Raw genomic sequence first — 12281 nt, 5'->3', positions numbered from 1 at the left:
GCATAATTTGACCAGCTTCTCATATTTTAAATTTTGCCTGTCCAAGTGATTTTCAAGCGCAGCATGTTACCCGTATCATTCGTGTCAGCACCTAACACACACATAATAGCCAGTTAAACTGATTAGTTTTGAAGGCAACCAGCATTGGTGCTGAGAATACTCTGTTCCCGGTCGGGACAATCGGAATTTGTCATCTAAACACTGACGTTACCCATAACAAAGTAAAGGCCAGGTAAATCATGCCATTAGTCATCGTTGCTATCGGTGTAATCTTGTTACTCCTCCTGATGATCCGTTTCAAAATGAACGGCTTCATCGCTCTCGTCCTGGTGGCGCTTGCTGTCGGATTGATGCAAGGGATGCCACTGGATAAAGTCATCGGTTCGATTAAAGCCGGCGTCGGCGGAACCCTTGGCAGCCTCGCCCTGATTATGGGTTTTGGCGCCATGCTGGGCAAAATGCTGGCGGACTGCGGCGGCGCACAGCGCATCGCAACCACGCTGATTGCTAAATTCGGCAAAAAACACATTCAGTGGGCGGTGGTATTAACCGGATTTACCGTCGGTTTTGCCCTGTTCTACGAAGTCGGCTTCGTGCTGATGCTGCCGCTGGTATTCACCATTGCTGCCGCTGCTAACATCCCGCTGCTGTACGTTGGTGTGCCGATGGCGGCTGCGCTGTCCGTTACTCACGGCTTCCTGCCGCCGCACCCGGGTCCAACCGCTATTGCCACCATTTTCCACGCAGATATGGGTAAAACTCTGCTGTTTGGTACGATTCTGGCAATCCCGACCGTTATTCTCGCCGGTCCGGTATACGCGCGTTTCCTGAAAGGCATCGATAAGCCAATCCCGGAAGGTCTGTACAGCGCAAAAACCTTCACTGAAGAAGAGATGCCAGGCTTTGGCGTCAGCGTCTGGACCTCTCTGGTCCCGGTTATCCTGATGGCAATGCGCGCTGTGGCGGAGATGATTCTGCCGAAAGGTCATGCTTTCCTGACGGTTGCAGAATTCCTCGGTGACCCGGTCATGGCAACGCTGATTGCGGTGCTGATTGCGATGTTCACTTTTGGTCTGAACCGCGGACGTTCGATGGATCAGATTAACGACACGCTGGTGTCCTCAATCAAAATCATCGCGATGATGCTGTTGATCATCGGTGGTGGCGGTGCCTTCAAACAGGTTCTGGTTGATAGCGGCGTGGACAAATACATCGCTTCAATGATGCACGGCTCTAACGTTTCTCCGCTGCTGATGGCATGGTCTATCGCTGCAGTACTGCGTATCGCACTGGGTTCCGCAACCGTTGCAGCGATTACTGCAGGTGGGATTGTGGCACCGCTGATTGCAACGACCGGCGTAAGCCCTGAGCTGATGGTTATTGCGGTTGGTTCCGGTTCCGTCATCTTCTCCCACGTGAACGATCCTGGGTTCTGGCTGTTCAAGGAGTACTTCAACCTGACCATCGGTGAAACCATCAAGTCATGGTCAATGTTGGAAACCATTATCTCCGTCTGCGGTCTGGTAGGGTGTCTGCTGCTGGGTATGGTGGTCTGATAAAACTGAGCCTGATGGCGCTACGCTTATCAGGCCTACGTGCTACGAGCCATCACCATAAAAAAGCCGGGGAAATCCCCGGCTTTCTTACTTCTTCTTCGCGGCCGCTTTTCGCCGCTTATCCAAATCCTTAATCAGCTTATTCACGCCCTCATCGGCAAACATCTGCTCCAGCGTGGCGGTGAGCTTACGCCGCCAGTTTTTGTACTGGTCGCTGGTCCCCGGAATGTTGACCGGCTCAGCCATATCCAGCCAGTCTTCCGGTTGCAGGCCCAGTAGCGCACTGTTGCTGTCAGCGATGTAGCGTTGCATGCCGCGATTCAGAATCGGCGTCATCGACATCAGGGACGCCTTGTGACCGGCACGTTTTGGCAGGCAGCCGTATTTGTGCAGCGCGTCCAGCAGCCCCTGTTTCGCCAGTTCCCGGTCCTGATACAACCCGCGCAGCACGACTTCATCCGGATACAGGCCCAGTGCTTTACCCAGCGTCAGATCGCCGCTATCCCAATAACCTTTAAGCGTAGGAAGGTCATGCGTCGCCGCGACTGCCATTGATTGTTCCGGGTACGCTTTCGGCGCACGGAAGTTTTTCTCATGGTCATTCTCAAAATAAAGCACTTTGTAGGAGTAGACGCCACTGTCACGCAGCTTGCTGACGATCTCCACCGGCACGGTACCCAGATCTTCACCAATCACCATGCAGTGGTGACGTTTACTCTCCAGCGCCAGAATTGACAGCAGATCGTCGACCGGATAATGCACGTAGGCACCGTGATCGGCTGTTTCACCGTAAGGGATCCACCACAGACGCAGCATCGACATAACATGGTCGATGCGCAACGCGCCGCAGTTCTGCATATTGGCGCGCAGCAGTTCGATAAACGGCTCGTAAGCGCGTGCCGTGATGATGTGCGGATCCATCGGCGGCAGTCCCCAGTTTTGCCCAAGCGGACCGAGAATATCCGGCGGCGCGCCAACTGAAGCTTTCAGGCAATACAACTCGCGGTCACACCAGGTTTCCGCCCCGCCTTCGGCCACGCCAACGGCCAGGTCGCGATACAGCCCTATCGGCATTGCAAAGCCCTGGCTGGTTTTCCAGCAGTCAGCAAACTGGGTATACGCCAGCCACTGCAACCACAGGTAGAAATCTACGTCATCACGATGTTCTTCGCAGAAGCGTTTTACCTCTGGCGAGTCCACTGACTGGAAAACTTCTGGCCACACCGGCCAGCCCCAGCGCAATGCGTCCTCTTTCACCTGATGCGCATGCAGCGCATCAAAGGCCGCCTGCCAGTAGAGGCTATCCCCTTCCTGAGCCACAAACTGGCGAAATGCCGCCATCTGCTCATCATCACGCGCAGAGAAGCTTTTCCACGCCATACGTAGCGCCGTCATCTTCAATGCGGTAACAGCAGAATAATCAACCCACTCGGCATCGCGGGCGCGTTGCAGAGCTTGCTGAGTCGCGGGTTTCTTCCACCACGCCTGCGCCTCTTTACTCAGACGGAAATCATCTACGGCGTTTACATCAACATAAATAACGTTCAACCAGCGACGTGACGACGGGCTGTACGGGCTGGCACTCTCCGGATTCGCCGGATACAGCGCGTGAATCGGATTAAGCCCGATAAACGCGCCGCCGCGTTGCGCCACATCCACCAGCATGGTGCGGAGATCGCCGAAGTCGCCAATCCCCCAGTTCTTTTCCGATCGCAAGGTGTAGAGCTGAACACATGCGCCCCACAGCTTCTGCCCGGCTAACAACGCCTGCGGTTCATAGCAGCGCTTTGGTGCCACGATGATACGACAATGGGAACGCAGCTCGCCCTGGGTCAGGGTCAACGTGTGATACCCCTCCGGCAGCTTCGCCGGAAGGTTAAAAGATTTACCGCCGACGGCATGCCCTTTGTGCTGCACGCCCTCTTCGGTGGTCAGCAGCCAGTTAAACTCTCCGCTTCCCTCAACCGCCAGCGGCATTTTCTTGCCAGCGGTATAGACCATGACATTCGGCACCGGGGTTACCGCCACCTGAGTGGCAGCGGTGGTGCGATGCATGGCGTCAAGCAAACGCCGTTTGGTTTCGGCGCCAATAGACTGCGGTTTACCGTGGGCATTAATGTAATTGGGGCTGATCCCCGCCGCCAGCGCGGCATTATCCAGACGTTTGCTTTCCATCGCGATTCCTTAACGTTTCGCCTGCCAGATACGAGCCTGATAATCGCGGATGGAGCGATCCGAGCTGAACATGCCGCAACGCGCGGTATTCAGAATCGCCGCTCGGGTCCAGGCGTCCTGGTCACGATACAACACGTCAACCTGCTTCTGAGCTTCAACGTAGGCCGCGAAGTCCGCCATCACCAGATACGGATCGCCGCCCTGCTTGCCGATACTGTGCAGCATCTGGTCAAAGGCATGCTTGTCGCCATCGCTGTATTTCCCGCTTTCCAGCTCTTTCAGGACAGCATCCAGCACTTTGTCTTTTTTACGCCATTTCACCGGGTCGTAGCCTTTGGCTTTGAGCGCCTTCACCTCTTCCACGGTATGACCAAAGATAAAGATATTCTCGTCACCCACCTTCTCGGCGATTTCGACGTTTGCGCCATCCAGCGTACCTACGGTTAACGCACCGTTCAGCGCCAGCTTCATGTTACCGGTGCCGGAAGCCTCTTTCCCTGCGGTTGAAATCTGCTCAGAGATATCCGCCGCCGGGATCAGCATTTCCGCCGCCGAGACACAATAATCCGGCAGGAAGACGACCTTCAGCTTGTCACCGACTTTCGGGTCGTTATTGATGGTTTGTGCAACCTGGTTGATGGCGAAGATGATATTTTTCGCCAGGTAGTAACCCGGAGCAGCTTTTGCGCCAAACAAGAATACGCGCGGCACGCGATCTGCCTGCGGGTTCTCACTGATTTCTTTGTACAACGCCAGAATATGCAGCAGATTCAGGTGCTGGCGCTTGTACTCATGAAGACGTTTAATCTGAATATCAAAGATAGCGTTAGTCGTTATTTCAATACCGGTACGCGCTTTAATAAACTTCACCAGACGCTCTTTGTTCGCCAGCTTGATGTCACGATACTGCTGACGGAACTTCGCATCGTCCGCGTATTTTTCCAGATTGATCAGCTGATCGAGATCGTTAGCCCACTCTTTTTTCAGCGATTTATCCAGTAGTGCGGCAAGCGCCGGGTTGCATTGCTTAATCCAGCGACGCGGAGTAATCCCGTTAGTGACGTTATGGAATTTGTTCGGCCAGAGCTGGTGATATTCCGGGAACAGATCTTTCACCACCAGATCGGAGTGCAGCGCCGCCACGCCGTTGACCGCAAAACCGCTGACCACGCACATATTGGCCATACGCACCTGTTTATTGTGCACCACTGCCAGCTTCGCCCATACTTCAGCATCACCCGGCCAGGTTTTATCAACCAACGTCTTAAAGCGGTCGTTAATTTCTTTGATGATTTGCATGTGGCGCGGCAGGAGTGCTTTCACCAGTTTCTCATCCCAGCACTCTAACGCTTCCGGCATCAGGGTGTGGTTGGTGTAAGCGAAGGTCTTGCTGGTAATCGCCCACGCATCGTCCCAGCTCATCTGGTGCTCATCAATCAGCATGCGCAGCAGTTCAGGGATCGCGATAGTCGGGTGAGTATCGTTAAGTTGAATGACTTCGTAATCAGCCAGTTCGTGCAGCTTACGCCCTGCCAGATGATGGCGGCGCAGAATGTCGGCTACGGAGCAGGCGCACTGGAAGTACTGCTGCATCAGGCGCAGCTTTTTACCCGCGGTGTGGTTATCGTTCGGGTACAGCACTTTCGTCAGTTTTTCAGCGTCGATGCCCTGCTGCTCTGCGCGCAGGAAATCGCCGTCATTAAATTTGGTCAGGTTAAACGGGTGCGCATGGCTGGCCTGCCACAGACGCAGCGGTTGCGCTACGCCGTTACGGTAACCAAGAACCGGCAGATCCCAGGCCTGGCCGGTGATAGTAAACCCTGGCTCCCAGTGCCCTTCTTTGGTGACCTTGCCGCCAATCCCAACCTGCACATCCAGCGCCTCGTTGTGACGGAACCACGGGTAGCTGCCACGATGCCAGTCATCCGGGGCTTCCATCTGTTGGCCATCGGCAAACGACTGACGGAACAGGCCGTACTGGTAGTTGAGACCGTAGCCCGTCGCCGACTGGCCGACTGTCGCCATCGAATCAAGGAAGCAGGCCGCCAGGCGTCCCAATCCACCGTTACCCAACGCCGGATCGATCTCTTCTTCCAGCAGATCAGTCAGGTTGACGTCATGCGCTTTCAGCTCATCGCTCACCGCCTGATACCAGCCGAGGTTGAGTAAATTGTTGCCGGTCAGGCGACCAATCAAAAACTCCATTGAGATGTAGTTAACGTGACGCTGATTTTTTGCCGGTTTCGCCGCAGGCTGGGCGCTGAGTAACTCAGCCAACGCCCCACTCACTGCCTGCCACCACTGGCGCGACGTCATTTCTTGAGCCGACAGTAAACCGAAGCGCTGCCACTGACGCGTCAGGGCAGCCTGAAATTGATCTTTGTTGAAAGTAGGCTGTGACATAGGGGTTCCAGATCCTTAGGTAATAAAACAACGTTATCGCTAGTTTGCCTGGCTCGTTGTTGACATTCCTCATCCTGGCACGGATTAGGGAGGGAGGAGGAGCGGGGATGAGCATAAAAGTGTGATCGCCGCCACTTTATTATTACCAACTACGCCAATAAATCGACTGACTTCGCAGTGCACTGTACCTGAGACGCCTCGCCTGATTTGACAAGAATCAGCATAATACCTTGCAAGACGAGATGACAAATTAATAATTATAACTTTTACAACAATTACTACAGCCGCTATTTTTAAAATAACAAGACGGTTGAAATCAAAATAATTCAAGAGCACACTAAGATAAATCTTCGACATAAAAATAAATCAAACAAATACTATCCAAGGATATATATGGCAAACTTATCTTGGATTACTCTGAAAGGTGAATTACAGGGTAATATTTCCGAAAACTGCGGCTCCAGGTACTCTATAGGAAATAAATCTCAGACAAACCATCTCAACCAAATTATGATTTATGGACTTGAGCATGAAACAACGCGTCAGCAGAACGTTAATCACCACGAACTCCAGATTATCAAACCTGTTGATCGTTCGTCCCCTTTGCTGAACAAAGCGATCAACGATAACGAAACGCTGGAATGCGAAATATCCCTCTATCGAACCACACCAACAGGAATGCAAGAAGTCTATTATAAAATTAAATTATTCAAAGCACATATATCAAACATTAAATTAATAGTCCCTCACAATATCATTGAAAACGGAAACGAAGCACAAGAACGCGTTTCCTTTATTTATGAATCGATTAGTTGGGAACACTGCATGGCAAGTACCAGCGCTTATAGTTTGTGGAGTGAACGAACTTTCTGACGCCAGACATCTCTTGATAAGGAAAAATCATGCGTAAACGTAACTCCATGTTAAATGGCAACTCACTCAGGTTTCGGGACGAACGACCGCAGGCAAGAGATTTTAATAGCTGGCATACCATGAACCCTGTGCAGCGCGATATGGCCTTTATGGATGGCTCATTTATCACGCAAAGTCATCACATCCTTCTGCTCACTCTCGAAGAAGCACAGCAGGTGACGGACGATTTAATCGGCGGAGTGGATAAATTTTTTTCCTACCGCGCAGCACCCGGCAACTTCAAAGATGGCCTGGATGGCTTCCGCAGTCTCTCTAAGCTTACTACCTATTACAATTCCGCACAGGAGTTGGTCTTTAATTTCAGTGCAATCCGCATTAAAGCTATTGAATACAAAATCGGCGGTAAAACCTATATCAAAATTACCGGGTATCCCGCCCTGCGCCGGATTCTTAACGGAACCCGCTACGGAGCAAGCCATCCACAGATGCTGGAAATGGCATTGGGTAAACGTGGGCTTTATAACAATATCCGAAATGGTGTCAAATACTGCATCTACTTCTCACTTGCCTGGCGGGCAATTGAACTGATTTTTAAGTCTGATTATGATCTGGTGGATTTTTTGGTAGATATCTCAATGGATGCTGCAAAGGCGGTGGTGTCGGGGGTAGTGATTGGGGTCATTGCTGGAGGGCTTGCTCTCGCCAGTTCACCCATCATTGTAACTACTTTTTTTATAATAGCCTTAGGATTATACCTTAATAATAGGTTAAATCATATTGAGGATGATATTGGACTATCTGTAGAATTAAAAACAAGAATCCGTGAATATTTCCGTAAAATGGAAAGAAGAGGTTCTGATTATGGATTCAATTCTCAATATTTTTACTCGTTCTAGAAAAGATGACATGAAAAAAATACACTTACGAATCTGGGCTTTTTTTGTGATTATTTTTTTAACCGCTGTCATTTACAGTTTGTTATTTGGAAGGACGATGACTGAATTTTTATCATTAATAAAAATGGGCGATATTATCTCTTATGATAAGACATGCGCACTGATAGGTTCAGTACCACTAATAAGTTATACAATGATTGCTGTCGTCAGAATTTTACTGAGTAAAGATGCACAGTACCGTTCACTTCCCAATCCTTATGAAAGTTTGGTACTCACTGCCATCACTTTTTCCTTTATTATTGGCGTTATTGCTAACTGTTTCGTTCCTTTTTTATTGTTTGGATTATCATACACATCCTGCCCCCAGAAGAAGCTTCATGATTTCTACGTTACAGATATCGAACTGTGTAAAACTATCGTAGATAAACGTGGCTTGTGGTAACGGATTCATCATACTTTTATTAATTTAAGGAATTGAATCGTTATTTTCAAAGAAAATGAGTATAGAACTCTGCAAAATCTATAGTCACCAATGATTTACATTAAAAATTATCACCAACAGTAACAATTAAGATAATTCTATAACAGCAAATCATGCTTCGTCATAAGGGGTTCAATCGCCGCCCTTGGTCAAACACTTCAACAGCCGCGCATCCTGACACCGGTTTCAGTAGGTGTCTATCATCTTAAGAATTTGTGACATAGCGCAAAATAAGACAGTCCAATCCCGGACATAACTTGCAATAAATCTTAATCTGGCCGACCTTATATCTATTAATTACGAAGCGCAAAAAAAATCATTCTTCCCTATTTTCACACAGTGAAGTGACTAACTTATGTTGATTCCGTCTAAATTAAGTCGTCCGGTTCGACTCGACCATACGGTGGTTCGTGAGCGCCTGTTGGCTAAACTTTCCGGCGCGAACAATTTCAGGCTTGCCCTGATAACAAGTCCTGCTGGTTATGGAAAAACGACGCTGGTTTCACAATGGGCGGCAGGGAAAAATGATTTAGGTTGGTATTCTCTGGATGAGGGCGATAATCAGCAAGAGCGCTTTGCCAGTTATCTGATCGCCGCTATCCAACAGGCAACCGGTGGACACTGCACCACCAGCGAAGCGATGGTGCAAAAACGTCAGTACGCCAGCCTGACGTCACTGTTTGCCCAGCTATTTATCGAACTGGCCGAGTGGCACCGCCCGCTCTACCTGGTAGTAGATGATTATCATCTGATCTCTAATCCGGCCATTCACGAAGCGATGCGTTTCTTCCTGCGTCATCAGCCTGAGAACCTCACGCTGGTCGTGCTGTCGCGCAACCTGCCGCAGTTGGGTATTGCCAACCTGCGGGTACGCGATCAACTGCTGGAGATAGGCAGCCAACAGCTGGCCTTTAACCATCAGGAAGCCAAACAATTTTTCGACCGACGTTTGTCCTCCCCCATCGAAGCGGCTGAAAGCAGCCGGATGTGCGATGACGTTGCTGGCTGGGCCACGGCATTACAACTGATCGCCCTTTCCGCCCGCCAGAACAATAACTCCGCTCACCAGTCGGCACGTCGCCTCGCCGGGATCAACGCCAGCCATCTGTCCGATTATCTGGTTGATGAAGTGCTGGACAGCGTTGACCTCGGCACCCGTCACTTCCTGCTAAAAAGCGCCATTCTGCGTTCCATGAACGATGCGCTGATCGTCCGCGTTACCGGGGAAGAAAACGGCCAGATGCGGCTGGAAGAAATTGAGCGCCAAGGGTTATTCCTGCAGCGAATGGATGACGTTGGCGAGTGGTTCAGCTATCACCCGCTGTTTGGCAGCTTTTTACGCCAGCGCTGCCAATGGGAGCTGGCGAACGAACTGCCCGAAATACACCGCGCCGCAGCTGAAAGCTGGATGGCGCAAGGCTTCCCCAGCGAAGCTATCCACCACGCGCTGGCGGCCGGCGACGCCCATATGCTACGCGATATCCTGCTTAATCATGCGTGGGGACTGTTTAACCATAGCGAGCTGACGTTACTGGAAGAGTCGCTGAAAGCCCTGCCGTGGGAAAGCCTGCTGGAAAATCCGCGTCTGGTTCTGTTGCAAGCCTGGCTGATGCAAAGCCAGCACCGCTACGGAGAGGTTAACACCTTGCTGGCGCGCGCAGAGCAGGAAATGAAAGGCGACATGGAGCCGACACTGCACGCCGAATTCAACGCTTTACGGGCGCAGGTAGCGATTAATGACGGCAACCCTGACGAAGCCGAACGCCTGGCGAAACTGGCGCTGGATGAGTTACCCATCGCCTGGTTCTATAGCCGGATCGTCGCCACCTCGGTGCACGGCGAAGTCCTGCACTGTAAGGGCGATCTCACACGCTCTCTGGCGTTGATGCAGCAAACCGAGCAAATGGCGCGCCATCATGACGTCTGGCATTACGCACTGTGGAGTCTTATCCAGCAAAGCGAAATTTTGTTTGCCCAGGGCTTTTTACAGGCCGCCTGGGAAACTCAGGAAAAAGCGTTCCAGCTGATCAAAGAACAGCACCTGGAACAGCTGCCGATGCACGAATTCCTGGTACGTATTCGCGCACAGCTACTGTGGGCATGGGCGCGTCTGGACGAATCAGAAGCTTCTGCCCGTAGCGGTATTGAACTGCTTTCCACTTTCCAGCCGCAGCAACAGCTACAGTGTCTGGCGCTGCTGGTTCAGTGTTCACTGGCACGGGGCGATCTCGATAACGCTCGCAGCCTGCTCAACCGTCTGGAAAACCTGTTGGGTAACGGTCACTATCACAGCGACTGGATCTCCAACGCCGATAAGGTGCGGGTGATTTACTGGCAAATGGTGGGCGACAAAAACTCGGCCGCCAACTGGCTGCGCCACACGCCGAAACCAGAATTCGCCAATAACCACTTCCTGCAAAGCCAGTGGCGCAACATCGCTCGTGCACAAATCCTGCTCGGCGAGTTTGAACCGGCTGAGATTGTGCTGGAAGAGTTGAATGAAAATGCGCGCAACCTGCGCCTGATGAGCGATCTGAACCGCAACCTGTTGCTGCTTAATCAGCTCTACTGGCAGGCAGGGCGCAAAAATGACGCCCAGCGTGTGTTACTCGACGCCCTACAGCTGGCGAACCGTACCGGGTTTATCAGCCACTTTGTTATCGAAGGCGAGGCCATGGCGCAACAACTGCGTCAGCTGATTCAGCTCAATACCTTACCGGAACTCGATCAGCACCGCGCCCAGCGCATTTTGCGTGAGATTAACCAGCACCACCGCCATAAATTTGCCCACTTCGATGAAGGGTTCGTTGAGCGTCTACTTACTCACCCGGAAGTGCCAGAGCTTATCCGCACCAGCCCGCTGACCCAGCGCGAATGGCAGGTTCTGGGACTGATTTATTCGGGCTACAGCAACGAGCAGATCGCCGGAGAGCTGGCCGTCGCGGCAACGACCATCAAGACGCACATCCGCAATTTGTACCAAAAGCTCGGCGTCGCACATCGCCAGGATGCGGTACAACATGCGCAGAAGCTACTGAAGATGATGGGGTACGGCGTTTAGTTAATGCCTGATACGCAACGCTTATCAGGCCTGGAATTACCTTAGCACAGCTCTAACTGGATATGATGGTCAGCAATCACCTGCATCACACCAGCAGGCGGCAGCGTGTCGGTATACACCGCATCCACCATGCTGATGCTGCCCATATTCACCATCGCGTTACGCCCAAACTTCGAGTGGTCCACCACCAGCATCACATGCCGTGAATTCTCAATGATCGCGCGCTTGGTACGAACTTCGTGATAATCAAACTCCAGCAGGGAACCGTCGCTGTCGATGCCGCTGATCCCTAAGATGCCGAAGTCCAGACGGAACTGAGAAATAAAGTCGAGGGTCGCTTCGCCCATAATACCGCCGTCGCGGCTACGCAGTTCACCACCGGCGAGGATTATGCGGAAATCCTCTTTCGCCATCAGCGTGTTCGCCACATTGAGGTTGTTGGTCACAATGCGTAAATTGCTGTGATTAAGCAGCGCGTGAGCCACCGCTTCCGGCGTGGTTCCGATATCAATAAACAGCGTTGAGCCGTTCGGGATTTGCGTGGCAACTTTGCGGGCAATGCGCTCTTTTTCCGCCGTCTGCGTCGCTTTACGGTCATGCCACGGGGTGTTGACCGAGCTGGATGGCAGCGCCGCGCCGCCGTGATGGCGCAAAATCATGTTCTGATCGGCCAGATCGTTAAGATCGCGGCGAATCGTCTGCGGGCTGACGGAGAAATGCTCCACCAGCTCTTCAGTACTGACGTATCCCTGTTTTTTTACCAGCTCGATGATCGCGTCATGTCGTTGTGTTTGCTTCATTAGTGTTCCCTGAAATTTTGCCGGATGCGCTAACGC

The 12281-nt window shown here is 51.7% G+C and carries 8 protein-coding genes; 5 read left to right on the top strand and 3 right to left on the bottom strand.

What is annotated here, in order from left to right; translation table 11 throughout:
- Window positions 1-239: 239 nt before the first annotated feature.
- A complete protein-coding gene (gntT, locus tag OGY09_RS10055; protein ID WP_003023507.1) occupies window positions 240-1556 on the top strand; it encodes a gluconate transporter in 1317 nt (438 codons plus the stop codon).
- An 87-nt stretch (window positions 1557-1643) separates the two neighbouring features.
- On the opposite strand, the gene malQ is transcribed toward gntT, so the two are convergent.
- Both malQ and malP read right to left on the bottom strand, forming a co-directional pair.
- Window positions 1644-3731, bottom strand: a complete 2088-nt coding sequence (gene malQ / locus OGY09_RS10050) for a 4-alpha-glucanotransferase (RefSeq protein WP_032945226.1) — start codon at window positions 3729-3731, stop codon at window positions 1644-1646.
- Window positions 3732-3740: 9 nt separating this feature from the next.
- Window positions 3741-6134 (bottom strand): maltodextrin phosphorylase, encoded by a 2394-nt coding sequence (gene malP / locus OGY09_RS10045; RefSeq protein ID WP_032945228.1) that lies wholly within the window; start codon window positions 6132-6134, stop codon window positions 3741-3743.
- 393 nt (window positions 6135-6527) lie between these two features.
- Between malP and OGY09_RS10040 the strand changes: the two genes are divergently transcribed.
- The 4 genes from OGY09_RS10040 to malT all read left to right on the top strand — a co-directional run bounded on the left by OGY09_RS10040 (window position 6528) and on the right by malT (window position 11445).
- Complete coding sequence (locus OGY09_RS10040; protein WP_032945230.1) at window positions 6528-7007, top strand: Hcp family type VI secretion system effector; 480 nt, start codon at window positions 6528-6530, stop codon at window positions 7005-7007.
- A 29-nt stretch (window positions 7008-7036) separates the two neighbouring features.
- Window positions 7037-7903, top strand: a complete 867-nt coding sequence (locus OGY09_RS10035) for a hypothetical protein (protein ID WP_032945232.1) — start codon at window positions 7037-7039, stop codon at window positions 7901-7903.
- Window positions 7869-8345, top strand: coding sequence for a DUF1240 domain-containing protein (locus OGY09_RS10030; RefSeq protein ID WP_032945233.1), 477 nt, complete (start codon window positions 7869-7871; stop codon window positions 8343-8345). Before OGY09_RS10035 ends, OGY09_RS10030 begins: the two co-directional genes overlap by 35 nt.
- A gap of 394 nt (window positions 8346-8739) precedes the next feature.
- Window positions 8740-11445: an HTH-type transcriptional regulator MalT gene (gene malT / locus OGY09_RS10025; RefSeq protein ID WP_032945235.1), complete on the top strand. Its 2706-nt coding sequence runs from the start codon at window positions 8740-8742 to the stop codon at window positions 11443-11445.
- 41 nt (window positions 11446-11486) lie between these two features.
- Here the strand turns inward: malT and OGY09_RS10020 are convergent, their stop codons facing one another.
- Window positions 11487-12245: a DeoR/GlpR family transcriptional regulator gene (locus OGY09_RS10020; RefSeq protein WP_003023499.1), complete on the bottom strand. Its 759-nt coding sequence runs from the start codon at window positions 12243-12245 to the stop codon at window positions 11487-11489.
- Window positions 12246-12281: the final 36 nt, after the last annotated feature.

The sequence above is a fragment of the Citrobacter sp. Cpo071 genome (assembly GCF_030332765.1).
GTDB classification, from domain to species: domain Bacteria; phylum Pseudomonadota; class Gammaproteobacteria; order Enterobacterales; family Enterobacteriaceae; genus Citrobacter; species Citrobacter portucalensis.
This window is presented reverse-complemented; position numbering and strand designations above follow the sequence as displayed.